This is a genomic window from Pseudomonas syringae (assembly GCF_021605415.1).
GTDB classification, from domain to species: domain Bacteria; phylum Pseudomonadota; class Gammaproteobacteria; order Pseudomonadales; family Pseudomonadaceae; genus Aquipseudomonas; species Aquipseudomonas syringae_S.
On the sequence record NZ_WKEQ01000003.1, the window covers coordinates 83831 to 100351 of the forward strand.

General features: G+C 62.9%; 2 protein-coding genes (1 of these 2 running past the window's edge). Both read right to left on the reverse strand.

Annotated elements, in window-relative coordinates; all coding sequences use genetic code 11:
- Nucleotides 1-15012 (reverse strand): non-ribosomal peptide synthase/polyketide synthase, encoded by a 15012-nt coding sequence (locus GIW69_RS03095; protein WP_236480662.1) that lies wholly within the window; start codon nt 15010-15012, stop codon nt 1-3.
- Nucleotides 15012-16521: the final stretch of a non-ribosomal peptide synthase/polyketide synthase gene (locus GIW69_RS03100; protein ID WP_236480663.1), read on the reverse strand. Its footprint extends 10817 nt past the window's final position; only the last 1510 of its 12327 coding nucleotides appear in the window; the start codon falls outside the window, past its right edge; it ends in the stop codon at nt 15012-15014. The genes GIW69_RS03095 and GIW69_RS03100 overlap by 1 nt, the downstream gene beginning before the upstream one ends.

Consider the following 16521-nt stretch of genomic DNA (forward strand, 5'->3'; position numbering starts at 1 on the left):
TCAGGACAGGGCTACAGGTTCAACGATCTCGCCGAGCATTTCTTCAGCCTCGGACAGGAAGGTTTCATCCCGGGGGATCTGGAAATGCCCGCAATCGAGCCACTCACCGCCCATGCCCGGCAGTTCGAGTTGCGCAGCCAGCTGCGCCGCTTCCGCCTCACGACCCAGCGTCCACCAGCACACCGGCGCAACCGTCAGCGGAGCACAACGATCAAGCTTGAGCGACAACTGCTTGAGCCGCCGCGCCACGCTGAACACATGAGCCAATTCATCGGCGCCCAGTGCCACGTAGGTCGAAGCGCCCCGCTCGGCTTGCATTGCGGCAGCGAACAGTGCGCGCAGATTCTGCGGTGTCTCGTCGCCGTCGATGCGTAAACCTTGTGCAGCGTCCGGCAGCGTCACCTTCAGGAAATCACGCAGATCCGTTTGCCAGTCATCCACCGCTCCAGCGTCGACATCCGCCGACGGTACGAAGCTGTCCACCAGTCCGACGAACTTGACCTGTTCACCGGCGCGTTCCAGTTGCGCCGCCATCAGCATCGCCAACGTCCCGCCCAGCGACCAGCCCAACAGGCGATAAGGCCCGTGCGGTTGCTTCTCGCGGATTTGCGCAACGTAATCGCTCGCCATGCTTTGCAACGACGTAGCGTTGAACGCCGGATCCAGCAGCATCCGCGACTGGATCGCCAGGACTTGGCGTTGACCGCTCAAGCGACGGGCCAGCGGCTCGTAATCGAACACCGTGCCGAACCCTGCGTGAATGCAGAACAGCGGCGCAACGCCTTTGACTTCGGCGTTCATCGCCAGCAACCCGGAGGTTTTTTGCACGCCGCCCTGAACACTGGCGACCAGTTCGCCGATGCTCGGTTTCTGCATCAGGTCGCGCAATTTCAGGCTCAAACCCTGCGCCTTGAGCGCACGGCTGCGCGCCACCACTTGCAGGCTGAGAATCGAGTCACCGCCCAACTCGAAAAAGTTATCGGTGATGCCGACGCGCTCGACTTTGAGCACCTCGCGCCAGATCTTCGCCAAGGCCTGTTCCAGTTCGGTCACGGGAGCCGCGTAAACCTCGCGCGGTTGTGCCTCGGGGTCCGGCAATGCCTTGCGGTCGAGTTTGCCGTTGGGTGTCAGCGGCATGCGCTCAAGCAACATCAGGTGCGCAGGCACCATGTAATCCGGCAGGCTGGCCTTCAGTTGCGCGCGCAGTCGCTCGCACAAACCTTCTTGGGCAGCGTCGGCGTTTGCCAGCACATAGCCGATCAATTGCTTGCCGCTGGCGCCTTCGCGGGCGACCACGGCCGCATCGCGTACACCGGTCTGCTGCTTGAGGCGCGCTTCGATTTCACCCAGCTCGATGCGGAAGCCCCGGATCTTCACCTGATGGTCGATGCGCCCGAGGTAGTCGACCGTGCCGTCCTCGCGCTGGCGAACCAGGTCGCCGGTGCGATACAGGCGGCTGCCGTCGCTGCTGAACGGGTTGGCAACAAATCGCTCGGCGGTGCCGCTCGCGCGTCCCAGATAACCCCGGGCCAGAGCACCGCCGAGGTACAGTTCACCGGCCATGCCGACGGGCAACGGATTGAGGTCGTGATCGAGCACGTAACCGCTGCGCTCGCCCACCACGCGGCCGATTGGCGCATAGGCAGCACCGCATTGATCGGCGGCACCGGCCTTCCAGATCAGTGGCGTAACCACGGTTTCGGTCGGGCCGTAGCCGTTGATGATGTACTGCGGCTTGAGCGCACGCTTGGCCAGTTCGAAACTCGCCACCGGCACTGCGTCGCCACCAAAACAGTAGATCCGCACTGCTGGCGGGTTGCCGTGTTGCTCGGCGTGCTCGGCCAATTGCTGCAAGTACACCGGCGGAAACGCCGCCACGGTGACGCCGTGCTCGTGCATCGCCAGATACGTCTGCTCGGCCGTCCACAAACTGTCGTCGCGAAGCAACAACCGCGTACCGTGGGTCAGCGTGGTCAGCCAGCGTTCATGAGCACCGTCAAAGGCGAACGACATGAAGTGCAACTCACAATCGGCCGCGCTCATTTCATAGCGCTCACCGATGGCCTGGCAGTGCATCGCCAGCGGCCCGTGTGCCACGCCGACACCTTTGGGCAAACCGGTGGAACCCGAGGTGTAAATCACATACGCCAGGTTGCCCGACTGCACCGACACCGGCGGCGCCGTCGTCGGCAGCGCGCTCAAATCCAGTTGATCGAGCGCCAGCACATGCAGATTGTTCTGCGCCGGCATCACCTGTTCCAGGCTCGAATCACTGAGCAGCAAGGCGATGCCGGAATCGCGCATCAGGTAGCTCAAGCGTTCACGCGGATACGTGGCATCCAGCGGCACGTAGGCACCGCCAGCCTTCAGCACGGCGAGCAGCGCGACAATCATGTTTTCGCTGCGCGGCAATGCCACGCCGACCCGCACTTCCGGGCCGACGCCTTCGGCGATCAACGCATGTGCCAGACGATTGGCCCGGGCGTCGATCAGGCCGTAGCTGAACGCTTCGCCATTGAAAATCACAGCGATAGCGTCCGCGTGCTGCGCAGCCCAATGGGCAATACGTTGGTGCACCGGCGGCGTGTTTGACGACTCGGCGATCAGCGCCGTTTTCGCCACTTGCCCGGTCGGCAAACCGATCCGCCCCAGCGGTTGTGCCGCGTCCTGCGCCAGGGCAACAAGCAGACCTTCCATGTTGCTGCGGATGCCTTCCACAGTGGCCCGGTCGAAGTGCTCGCGCAGGAACATGTATTCGATCACCAGCCCTTCTTCCAGCGTGACCATCAAGTCCATCGGGAAGTTGGTCAGCCCGGCATTGTTGATCTCGCCGAATGTCAGCGAGTCGTCGCGCCACTCGCGCAGCGTCTGATCAATCGGGTGGTTTTCGAAGACGATAATGCTGTCGAATAACGATTGCCCGGCACGCCCGCCCCAACGCTGTACGTCGGTGAGCGGGGTGTATTCCCGCTCGCGCATTTCCAGGTTGAAGTCCTGCAACTCGCGCAACCACTGGCCGACCGGTTGTTCGGCCGGCACGTCCTTGATCACCGGCAAGGTATTGATGAACAGGCCGAGGATCGATTCCGACGCCGGCAGGCTCCCCGGACGCCCGGCGACGGTCGCCCCGAACGCCACGCAACGCTGACCGCTGTAACGGCTGAGCAGCATCAGCCACGCGCCTTGCACCAAGGTGTTGAGGGTGATTTGTTGTGACTGGGCAAATGCTTTGAGCTGTTCAGTGCGCTGTTCGCCCAAACGGCTGTACAGCGCTTCGTGACCGCGACCGTCACCTGTGCGCGCGATGGCGTCGGCCAGATAAGTCGGCTCATCGAGCGACGCCAAATGCTGACGCCAGAAACCTTCGCTGGCATTGGCATCCTGCTGTTGCAGCCAGTTGATGTAGCGGCGATACGGCACCGCCTCCGCCAACACCTTGCCGGAATACTGATTGAGCACTTCACCGATCAGCTGCGAACTGCTCCAGCCGTCGATCAGGATGTGGTGATACGTCCAGATCAATTGATGGCTGTCATCACTCACCCGCACCAGCGTCAGGCGTTGCAGCGGCGGGCAATCGAGATCGAAACCCTTGGCCCTTTCGCTGTCGGCCAGCGCTTGCAAGGCTTGCGCCGAACAATCGCGGTCACGCCAGTCGAGCACGCTGATCGGCAATGGCGGATCGGCGAGCACGAACTGCAACGGCTCAGCCAGATCCTGCCAGAGAAAACCGGTACGCAGGATGTCATGGCGGCGGCTGACCGTTTCCCAGGCGTCTTTCAGGCGCATCGGCTCAAGCCCCTGCACCGGCACGCTCAACTGGTTGATGTAGAGATCGGCTTGCGGCGAATTCAGGCCAAGGAACAACATGCCCTGCTGCATCGGCGACAAGCGGTACAGACCGTCGAGCTGCCCCTCAGGCAGCGGCAACGCGGCCACTTGCGCCTCGTTCAAACCGTGCAGCGGCATGTCTGCCAGCGCCGTCACCGGAGCCGACGAACTGCCACCGGCCTGCACACGCAAGGCCAATAGCTGGATGGTCGGTTGCTGGAACAGGTCTTTCGGACTCAGTTCGAGCCCTTGCTGGCGGGCACGGCTGACCACTTGAATCGACACAATCGAGTCACCGCCCAGCGCAAAGAAACTGTCTGTGGTGCTGATGCGCTCCAGGCCCAGCACGTCCTTCCAGATCGCCACCAGCGCTTGCTCGGTCTCATTGACCGGTTCGACGTGCTGCTGCGAAGCGGTCAGTTCCACCACCGGCAAGCGCTTGCGATCCAGTTTGCCGTTCGGGCTCAGCGGCATCTGCGCCAGCCACACGCGGTGCGTGGGCACCATGTAATCGGGCAACGTCATGGCGAGCCAGGTCGACAATTCGTCGTGCAGCCCGGCAGTGTCCGTAAGTGTCGACGCCTGCGTCGGCACCAGATAGGCGACCAGTTGCTGAGTCCCCAGCACTTCGGCGGCCACGACCACGGCTTCGCGCACAGCGGCATGTTTGAGCAGACGCGCTTCGATCTCACCGAGCTCGATCCGCAAACCACGGATTTTCACCTGATGGTCGATGCGGCCCATGTACTCCAGCTCAGCGCCGTCGCGCTGACGGATCAAGTCACCGGTGCGGTACATGCGCTCGCCGTGGGTGGCCAACGGATCCGGCACAAACTTCTCCGCCGTCAGCCCCGGACGTGCCAGATAACCGCGAGTGATACCCGCCCCGGACAGGTACAACTCGGCACAAACGCCCTGCGGCGCCGCATGCAGATCGGCATCGAGCAGATGACTCGCGGTGAAATCGAGCGCCCGGCCGATACGCGCCTGGCCACCCGCAGTGCGGCGCGTCCAGGTCGAATAGGTGGTGTCTTCCGATGGGCCGTACAGGTCGTAGACATGCTCGACTGTCGCCTGCTGATACAGCGCGTCCACCAAGGGTTGCTTGAGCGGTTCACCGGCCAGATTGATGATGCGCACGCTTGGCGGAATCTGCCCGGCACGCTGCAACCCGGCAATCGCCGACGGTACGGTGTTGATCAGACGCACTTGATCGCGCGCCGGCAGGAGCGGCAGTTCCAGCGCATTGCGCGCGATGATCAACGAGCCGCCATTGGCCAGTGTGACAAACAGCTCCCACACCGACAGGTCGAAGCACACCGACGTCGATGCGAGCACACCGCAAATATCGTCACGGCTGTAAACCCGCGCCGACCAGTCGATCAAGGCCATGACATTGCGGTGAGCGATGGCCACGCCTTTCGGCAGGCCGGTCGAGCCCGAGGTGTAAATCACATACGCGAGGTTGTCCGGCGTGACCGATGTCTGCGGCGCTGTGGCCGGATAGTCGCCCAGCCACTTCGCCGCCTCGTCCATCAACACCACTTGGGTGTCCGGCTCCAGCGTCAAGGACGCAGCGACCGCCTGTTCGGTCAGCAGCACTTGCGCACGGCTGTCCTTGAGCATGTATGCCACGCGATCCGCCGGGTAATCCGGATCCAGCGGCACATAGGCACCACCTGCCTTGAACACCGCGAGCAGCGCAATCAGCAACTGCTCGGAACGCTGCATCGCCACGCCCACGCGCACTTCCGCACCGACGCCCAGCGCGATCAGTCGGTGCGCCACGCGGTTGGCCTGCGCATCGAGTTCGGCGTAGGTCAGTTGCGTATCGGCAAACGTCACCGCCAACGCCTCGGGCGTCTCGGCCACTTGTCGGGCAATCGCTTGATGGATGCACTGGTCAGTGACGAAACGCTCGCCGGCCGGTGAAAGCGGCGCCTCGATCAGGCTCAACTCGCCCAACGCACGCTCGCCCGATTCGACCATCTGGCTCAACAACCGCTGCACCTGCACACCGAGTTGCGCCACGCTGTTGGCGGTGAAACTGTCGCACTGGTAACTGAAGTGCATCGACAGTTCGCTGCCCAGATGCACCAGCAAGGTCAACGGGTAATTGGTCTGTTCGTGGTTGCCGATTTCGCCGAAGCGCAGATCCTGCGGTGCGCCCTCTTCCAGCGCCTGGGACACCGGGTAGTTCTCGAACACCAGAATGTTGTCGAACAGCGCTTCACCGGTTTGCCCGGCCCAGCGCTGAATGTCGAACAACGGCGTGTGTTCATGCTCGCGAAGCGTCACGTTTTGCGCCTGCACGCTTTGCAGCCATTGACCGACGCTGTGCTCCGAACGCGGGGTGGCAATCACCGGCAGCGTGTTGATGAAGAGGCCGATCTGCTGCTCGACGCCCTTGAGTTCAGTCGGTCGACCGGCGACGGTGGCGCCGAACGCCACGGTCTGCTGGCCGGTCAGGCGCTGCAACAACAGCAGCCAAGCGGCCTGGATCACAGTGTTGAGGGTGACTTTTTGCTGGCGGGCGAACTCGCCCAACTGGCGGGTCTGCCCGGCGCTCAGGGAACAGTAATGCTCGCCATGACCTTCGCGGGATTCATCGCCACGCTGCCCTTGAACGGCCTGGGCCAGACGAGTCGGCGCCGGCAGATCGGCCAGTTGCGTGAGCCAGTATTGCTCGCTGGCCTGGGCGTCCTGACGTTGCAACCATTCGATGTAATCGCGATAACGTCCGGCCAGCGCCTGCACCACCGCGCCGCTGTAGCGCTGCAACACTTCGCCGAGCAACTGCGAGTTGCTCCAGCCGTCCATCAGGATGTGATGGTTGGTGTAAATCAGGTGGCAACGCTGGTCATCCAGACGCACCACAACCATGCGCAGCAGCGGGCCTCGGGCCAGGTCGAAACCTTGTGCTTGCTCGCGGGATGCGAGGGCGTCCAGCGCGGCTTGGGTGTCGTTGTGTCCGCGCCAGTCGAGCACACTGAACGGCATGTCCAGTTGCTTGTGTACCACTTGCACCGGGCGCTCGACGTTCCCTTGCCAAACGAAACTCGTGCGCAAAATGTCGTGGTTATCCACCGCCGCTTGCCAGGCCTGCTGGAAGCGCTGCGGGTCGAGGCCTTCGACGTCGAGCCGCACCTGATTGATGTAATCGCCAGTGGCTTGCTCGTAGAGGCTGTGGAACAACATGCCTTGCTGCATCGCCGACAGCGGATAAATATCAGCGATCTGTTGCGCCGGCAGCGGCAGGGAATCGAGTTGCGCCTGCGCCAGACCGGCCAGCGGGAAGTCCGAAGGCGTCAGGCCTTCAACGCCCGGCGTCAGGCAATGAGCGATCAACGCCGCCAGCTCCTCGGCGTATTCCTCGGCCAGACGCTCAATGACGGCGCTGTCAAAACGTTCCGAACTGAATGTCCAGCCGACGCGCAATTCGCCGCCATACACCTGACCATTGAGGGTCAGCCAGTTGCCCAGCGGTGCATCCGGGCTCTGATCGAGACCGGCGTTTTCCGGTGCCGGCGCGAACAGCGCGCCGTCGTCGCCGGCAAAGCTGCCATCGAACTGGCCGAGGTAGTTGAAGGTGATGCGCGGTGTCGGCAGCGACCGCAGGCTTTGTTGCGCATCGGCAGAGCCCAGATACCGCAAGGCACCGAAGCCGATGCCTTTATTCGGGATGGCGCGCAGTTGCTCCTTGATCTGCTTGATCGAATCGCCGGGCAACGCAGCCGGGGTCAGGCGCACCGGGAACAGACTGGTGAACCAGCCGACGGTGCGGGTCAGGTCGACGTCGTCGAACAGCGCTTCGCGGCCATGGCCTTCGAGCTGGATCAGGGTCGATGCCTGGCCGCTCCAGCGTCCGATCACCCGCGCCAGTGCGGTCAGCAACAGATCGTTGACCTGAGTGCGATAAGCCGCTGGCGCTTCTTGAAGCAATTGTCGGGTCAGCTCTGTGCCCAGGCGCGTCTGCACCGTGTGCGCCAGACGATTGTGTTGGCCGGCGTCCTCGCGCATGCACGGCAGATCCGTGTCAACGCCGCTCAGACAGGCTTGCCAATACGCCACTTCTGCCTGCAACGCCGGGCCGTTGGCGTAGCGCTGCAAATGCTCGCTCCAGTCCTTGAAGGCACTGGTTTTCGACGGCAGCTGCAATGGCTGATGGTCGAGCAATTGCTGATAAGCGTTTTGCAAATCCTCAAGCAAAATCCGCCACGACACACCGTCCACCGCCAGGTGATGGATCACCAGCAACAGGCGCTGGCTGCCGTCGGCCAGATGGGCCAGCACTGCACGCAGCAACGGGCCGCTTTGCAGGTCGAGGCTGCGCTGGGCGCGGTTGCCCAACGCCTCGAGCGCTGCGGCATCAGCGACGTTTTCACGCCACAATAACGCCTCAGAAACGTCCTCAGCGGCACGGTGGCCAGCCCGCCACTCACCCTCGTGTCGGGTGAAACTCAGGCGCAAGGCATCGTGATGAACCACCAGCGCACGCAGCACGTGTTCGACCTTCTCGGCGTCCAGCGCTTCGCGGGGTTTGAACAAAACCGACTGGTTCCAGTGATGACGCTCGGGGATTTCATCGTCGAAGAACTGCTGTTGAATCGGCAGCAACAACGCCGCGCCCGTCACCGCCTCTTGATCGACAGACGACTCGCGCTCGCCGATCTGCGCCACGAGGGCCAGACGCGCAATGGTCTGGTGCTGGAACAGATCTTTTGGATTGAGCTGAATGCCGGCCTGGCGCGCTCGGCTGACCACTTGAATCGAAATGATCGAGTCGCCGCCCAGCTCGAAGAAGTTGTCGTTGAGGCCCACTTGCGGCAGCTTCAACACGTCTTGCCAGATCTCGGCCAGGCGTTGTTCCAGTTCACTTTGCGGCGCTTGATAAGCCAGTTGCGCCTGACTGGCGTCCGGGGACGGCAAGGCGTTGCGATTGAGTTTGCCGTTGGCGGTCAACGGCAATTGATCCAGCAACAGCAGGTGCGCCGGCACCATGTGATCCGGCAGGCTGGCTTTGAGTCGGGCCCGAACCTCGTCGCGCCACTGGCCCTGTCTTTGCGCATCTGCGTCAAGCAATTGGGCATCGCTTGGCACCAGATACGCCACCAGTTGCTGACCGCTGAGGCCCGGTTGCGCCAGCACGACGGCCTGGCGAATCGTCGCTTGGTCGAGCAGTTGTGCTTCGATCTCACCCAGTTCGATACGGAAGCCGCGAATCTTCACTTGGTGGTCGATGCGGCCGATGTATTCGATCACGCCGTCGGCGCGATAGCGCGCCAGATCGCCGGTGCGGTACAGACGACCGCCGTCGGCGCCGAACGGATCGGGAATGAAGCGCAGGGTTGTCAGGTCGGCACGGTTCAGATAACCGCGAGCCAGCCCCGCCCGGCCAACGTACAACTCACCGATGCAACCTTTCGCGACCGGGTTCAGATCACCGTCGAGCAAGTACCACGACAGATCCGCGATCGGCTCGCCAATCGGGCTGCTGGCGTCGCGGTGCAGATCGGCCATCGACAACGGTCGGTAGGTGACGTGCACGGTGGTTTCGGTGATGCCGTACATGTTGATCAGTTGCGGCGCCTGATCGCCAAAACGTTCGAACCAGGGTCGCAGGCTCTTGACCTCCAGCGCCTCGCCGCCGAACACCACGTAGCGCAGCGATCCTTGATCCGCCGCATGCTGCGCAGCGCACGCCACTTGCATCAATTGCTTGAACGCCGACGGCGTCTGGTTGAGCACGGTGATGCCTTCGCGGCAGAGCAACGCATGAAAATCTTCCGGCGAACGGCTCACCTCGTAAGACACCACCACCAGTTTGCCGCCGTACAGCAGCGCGCCGAAAATCTCCCAGACCGAGAAGTCGAAGGCGTAGGAATGGAACAGACTCCAGACATCCTGCGCGCCAAAGTCGAACCACGCGGCGGTGGCTTCGAACAGTCGCAATACGTTGCGATGGGCAAGTAACGTGCCCTTCGGCTGGCCGGTCGAACCCGAGGTGTAGATCACATAGGCCAGGTTGTCCGGGCTCATGCTCACCTGCGGATTGCTCTCGCTGTAGCCTTCGAGGCCGTCGCGCTCCTGCTCGAGCATCAGGCTGCGCACCGAGTCCGGCACCGGCAACCGCCCGAGCAAATGGCTCTGGGTCAATAACAGGCCAATGCCGCTGTCGCCGATCATGTAGGCCAGACGGTCTTCGGGATACGTCGGGTCAAGTGGCACGTAAGCACCGCCCGCCTTAAGGATCGCCAGCAGGCCGACGAGCATGTCCAGGCTGCGCTCTACCGCGAGCCCGACGCGCACGTCCGGCGCTACGGCGCTGTCGATCAGCTTGTGGGCCAACTGGTTGGCGCGGGCATTCAGCTCGCCGTAACTCAGGGTCTGTTCGCCGAAGGTCACGGCAATCGCCTGTGGCGCGGCAGCGGCTTGAGCTTCGATCAATTCATGCAGGCACCGGTCGCCCATGAAATCGGCAACCGCCGGATTCCATTGCAACAAGGTGGCCTGGCGTTCGGCGGCACTTTGCACAGGCAACTCGGCAATGCGTTGCCCGCAGTCGGCGACGATGCCGTGCAGCAGGTTCGTCCAGTGTTCGGTCAGACGCGCGATGGTCTCGGCGTCGAACAGGTCAGTGGCGTAAGTCAGTTCGGCCCAGACGTTATCCGTCGATTCAAAGGTGTCGAGGGTCAAGTCGAATTGCGCCGTATTGGCAGCCCAGTGCAATCCTTCGATGTCGATCTGCGGCAGGCGCGTCGCACCTTCGGCACGACGGGCCTGGCTCTGGTGGTTGTGCAGCACTTGAAACAGTGGGCTGTGGCTCAGGCTGCGCTCCGGTTGCAGCGCGTCGACCAATTGCTCGAACGGCAGATCTTGATGGGCCTGGGCGCCGAGCACGGTGTTTTTCACTTGCTGCAACAGGCTGCGGAAGGTCTGCTGGCTATCGAATTCGGCTTTGAGCACTTGGGTGTTGACGAAGAAACCGATCAGGCCTTCGGTCTCGACCCGATGACGGTTGGCCACCGGCACGCCGACGCGGATGTCGGTCTGCCCGCTGTAGCGATGCAACAGGGTCTGGAAGGACGCCAGCAACAGTGCGAACAACGTGACGTTTTCGCGTTGCGCGACCTGTTTGAGGCCGGCGGCCAGTTCAGCAGTGACCGGGATTTCCCGGCGCGCACCGCGATAGCTTTGTTCGGCCGGACGCGGACGATCCGTCGGCAATTCCAGCAACGGTTGATCGCCGTCACCCAGTTGCGCCGTCCAGTAACTCAACTGACGCTCGCGCTCACCGGCGTCCATCCACTGGCGCTGCCAGACGGCGTAGTCGGCGTACTGCACCGGCAACGCCGGCAGTTGCACGGTCTGCCCCTGACTGAATGCGGCGTACAGCGCGATCAACTCATTGACCATCACGCTCATCGACCAGCCATCGGAGACGATGTGGTGCAAGGTGATAATCAGCGCATGGTCATCGGCGGCCAGACGCAGCAGTTTGATCCGCAGCAACGGGCCTTGCTGGAGGTCGAACAAGTGCAGGGTTTCTTCGGCGACCAGCGCTTGCAGCGCGCTCTCATCCAGATTTTCCGCGACTGTTTGCACCTGAATATCCAGCGCTGCCGTGGCCTGAATCACTTGCAGGGTCTGCCCGTTTTCCTCAATGAAGCATGTGCGCAGGGTTTCGTGCCGAGCGATCAAGGCGTCGAAGCTTTGCTGCAACGCCGACAGGTGCAGCTCACCGCGCAAGCGCAAGGCCGCCGGCACGTGGTAAGCGGTGCTGAGGGGATCAAGTTGCCAGAGGAACCACTGACGTTCCTGGGCGTAGGACAGCGCCAGCGGTTGCGAACGCGGCAACGACACAATCGACGGTTCCCGCTGCGCCTGTTCGACACCAAGGGCCGCGACGAAATCTTCCAGAGTGCTGTGCTCGAACAGCGTGCGCAGCGGCACTTGCACGTTCAGCGCCTGACGCACTCGCGAGACGACCTGCGTCACCAGCAACGAGTGGCCGCCCAGTTCGAAGAAATTGTCGCCCAGGCCGACTTGCTCAAGTTTGAGCACCCGCTGCCAGATCCCGGCGACGGTGTGCTGCGTGGCGGTCTGCGGGGCAACATAAGCTGACTGCAACAGGCTGGCGTCGGGGGCCGGCAAGGCTTTGCGATCGACTTTGCCGTTCGGTGTCAGCGGCAGTTGCGCAAGGAACAACAGGTGCGCCGGCACCATGTATTCCGGCAGTTCAGCCTTGAGGCGGGCCTTGAGTTCGGCGCGCAGTGCGGCTTCGCCCTCGGCATCCGGCACCTCGCCGCTGGCGGCTACGACGTAGCCGACCAGTTGCGCGCCGGTGGGGCCGTCCTGCGCGACGACCACCGTTTCGCGAACGCTGTCGAGTGCGAGCAAACGTGCTTCGATTTCGCCGAGTTCGATACGGAAACCGCGGATTTTCACCTGATGGTCGATCCGCCCGATGTACTCGATCACACCCTCGGCGCGATAACGGGTCAGGTCGCCGGTGCGGTACAGGCGGTTGCCGGTACTGGAAAACGGATCGGGTACAAAGCGTTCGGCGGTCAATGCCGGACGCTGAAAATAGCCACGAGCGAGGCCTTCACCACCGATGAGCAATTCCCCCGGTGCGCCGGGCGGATTGAGCTCAAGGTCGCTGCCCAGAATGTACAACGCTGTGTTGTCGATGGGCGTGCCGAGGAATGGCTGGCTGTTTTCGATGCTGAGCGCATGTTGCGCCGACCAGATCGTGGTCTCGGTCGGGCCATAGAGGTTCCAGACGTTCGGCGACAGCGCGAGCATGCGCCGCGCCAGTTCATGCGAGAGCGCTTCGCCGCCGCAGAGGAACGTGCGCCCGGTCAGGATCGAGGCGAATTCATTGTCGAGCAGCATGCGCCAGGTCGACGGCGTGGCTTGCAGAATGCTCACGGCGTGGCGCTCGATCAGTTCGAGCACCGCTTGCGGATCCTGATGCACGTCTTTGCCGGTCAGCACCACACAGGCGCCGGCCAGCAGCGGGGCATAAATTTCCAGGCCGAAAATATCGAAGGAGAACGTGGTCAACGACAGCATGCGGTCGTGGGCGGCCATACCCGGCTGCTCGACCATGCTCGCGACAAAGTTGCTCAGGGCCGCGTGGCGCACCATTACGCCTTTCGGCTTGCCGGTGGAGCCGGAGGTATAAATCGTATAGGCCAGATGCTCGCCATCGACGGCGACGTCCGGCGCACGCTGCGGGTAGGCCGCGAGCGATCCGTCAGGCTGGTCCAGCAACACGGTCTTGAGCCCCGCCGGGATCGGCAGTTGTGCTTGCAAATGGCGCTGAGTCAGCAGCCATTCGATGCCGCTGTCCTCGATCATGTACGCCAGTCGATCCTGCGGGTACGCCGGATCCAGCGGTACGTAAGCGCCGCCGGCCTTGAGGATCGCCAGCAGGCCGATGATCATCTGCGCGCTGCGTTCGACGGCAATGCCGACCAGCCGATCCGGGCCGACGCCGGACGCGATCAGTGCATGCGCCAGTTGATTGGCCCGGGCATCCAGTTCGCCGTAGGTCAGCACGTCGTCGTCAATGATCAGCGCGGTCGCATCGGGCGTGTGCAGCGCTTGCGCTGCAATGCGCTGATGCACACCCGGCGCCGCAGCGCCGTGATCCCCCGCGCGCGACCAGTCTTGCAGCATCAACCGCTGTTCACTGGATTCAAGCAACGGCAGTTCACCGATGCGCCGGGTCGGCGCGCTGACGATGCCTTGCAGCAGGTTCAGCCAGTGACGGGCCAGACGCTCGACGGTTTGCGCTCTGAACAAGTCGGTGGCGTAGGTCAGTTCGGCGGCAACGCCTGTGCCCGATTCATAGGTGCCGAGGGTCAGGTCGAACTGCGCGGTACGCCCTTCCCACGCGACATCTTCGACGCTCAGTTGCGGCAACTGCACCTGGCGTTGACGCTGAGCCTGATCGTTCAGCGCCTGATGGTTGTACATCACCTGGAACACCGGACTGTGGCTCAGGCTGCGCTCCGGTTGCAGGGCTTCGATCAATTGTTCGAACGGCAAATCCTGATGTGCCTGGGCGGCCATCGCCGAGTGCTTGACCTGCGCCAGCAAATCGGTGAACGGCAGTTGCCCGTGCACCTCAGCGCTCAGCACCTGGGTGTTGACGAAGAAGCCGATCAAGCCTTCGGTTTCCACACGATTGCGGTTGGCCGTCGGCACGCCGACGCGAATCTGCGGCTGGCCGCTGTAGCGATGCAGCAAGGCCTGGAACGACGCCAGTAACACCATGAACAGGCTCGCGCCTTGTTGTTGCGCAAGCTGCTTGAGCGCCTCGCCGAGCGCCGCCGGAAAATCGAGTTGCAGTCGGGCACCGCGCAGGCTTTGCACCGCCGGGCGCGGATAATCGATCGGCAACTCGAGCACCGGTTGCTCGCCGCCCAGAGTCTTGACCCAGTAGGCCAGTTGCCGCTCACGCTCGCCGGCCTCCAGCCAGTGACGCTGCCAGATCGCGTAGTCGGCGTATTGCACCTCCAGCGCTGGCAGATTCAAGGGCTGACCGCCAGTGTCAGCGGCGTAATGCTGGATCAGCTCGCCGACCAGCACGTTGATCGACCAGCCATCGGAGATGATGTGGTGTTGGATCAGCGCCAGCACATGATCGTCTTCGCCGATTTTGAGCAACGACACTCGCAACAACGGGCCCTGTTGCAGATCGAACGGGCGCGCGGTTTCGCTTTCGACGAAGGCCTTGATCGCCGCTTGCGCACCGGCGTCATCCAGGTCTGCCGCCAGTGTTTCGAAGCCGATGTTCAACGGCATCTGCGGATGGATCACTTGGCACATTTGCTCGCCCTGCGCGACGAACGTGGTGCGCAAACTGTCGTGGCGAGCGACCACGGCATTGAAGCTGCGCTCCAGCGCCGCGATGTCCAACCGGCCCTTGAGGCGCAAGGCGCTGGGGATGTGATAAGCGCTGCTGTGCGGATCCATTTCCCACAGGAACAGCTGCCGCTCCTGGGCGTAAGACAGCGGGATTGCCTCGAAGCCGCTGCGCGTTTGCGGAATCGGCAGATGAGCCGGCGAGACGCCCTCTTCGAGCATCTTTTCCAGGTACAGCTTGCGTTTGTCCAGCGGCAGAGTGATAAAGCGCTTGGCAATCCTCAAAGCAACACTCTTGTCCATCAGACTTCCTCCATATCGTCAAGCAGGGCTTCCAGCTTGCTCAGTTTCTGTTCGTTGATTGCCCCGCCTCCGGTATCGAGTCGAGCGACAAAGTCGCGCAGGACGGGGTGCTGGAATAACAGTTGCGGGGTCAGCGTCAGGCCCAGTTCCAGGGCAATGCGCGACACCACGTTGACCGCCAGCAGCGAGTGCCCGCCCAGTTCGAAGAAGTGATCGTTCAGGCCGATGCGCTCCACGCCGAGCACTGGCTGCCAGATCGCCGCGACCTGCTGCTCAAGCTCACTCTGCGGCGCGACATACGCGGCCTGCATCTGGCTGGCATCCACCGCTGGCAAGGCCTTGCGGTCGAGTTTGCCGTTGGGGGTCAATGGCAATTGCTCAAGAAACAGCAGATGCGCGGGAATCATGTAGTCAGGTAACGAAGACTTGAGGGCAGTCTTTAGTCCTTCGCGCAGTTGCCGCTGCGCTTCGCCGTCTTTCCCGACCAGTAACGGCGCGACCACATACGCCACCAGTTGCGCGCCTGCTTCGTCATCGATGGCCAGCACGGCCGCTTCGGTGACGGTCGGTTGTGCCAGCAGGCACGCTTCGATCTCACCGAGCTCGATTCGGTAACCACGGATTTTCACTTGATGGTCGATGCGGCCCATGTACTCCAGCTCAGCGTCGTCGCGCTGACGGATCAGGTCGCCAGTGCGGTACAGACGCTCGCCGCTGGCGGCAAACGGATTGGGCACAAACTTCTCCGCCGTCAGCGCCGCACGGCCCAGATAACCGCGCGTGATGCCGGCACCCGCCAAGTACAACTCCGCCGAGACGCCCAGCGGCACCGGTTGCAGATCGGCGTCGAGCAAGTGACTGGCGCTGTGGTCGAGGACCCGGCCGATGCGCGGCTGACCGCCGGCGCAGCGACGCGTCCAGGTCGAATAAGTGGTGTCTTCCGACGGGCCGTACAGGTCGAACACCTGTTCGACGCTCGGCTGTTGATACAACGCTTCCACCAGCCCCTGCTTGAGCGGCTCACCGGCCAGATTGATGATGCGCACGCTCGGCGGAATCTGCCCGGCCCGTTGCAGCGCGGCAATGGCCGACGGTACGGTGTTGATCAGGCGTACCTGATTGCGCGCCGGCAGTTGCGGCAACTCCAGCGCATTGCGCGCGATGATCAGCGAACCGCCGTTGGCCAGCGTGACGAACAGCTCCCACACCGACAGATCGAAGCACACCGAGGTCGAGGCCAATACGCCCTGAATGTCGTCGCGGCAGTACACCCGCGCCGACCAGTCGATCAGCGCCATGACATTGCGATGAGCGATGGCCACGCCTTTCGGCAAACCGGTGGAACCGGAGGTGTAGATCACATAGGCGAGGTTGTCCGGGTTGACCGGCGTTTGCGGCGCGGTGGCCGGGTAGTCGCCGAGCCAGGCCTGCGCGTGATCCATCAACACCACGTGGGTCGGCGCCGTCAGGGTCAAGGTCGCGGCCACCGCTTGCTCGGTCAGCAACACG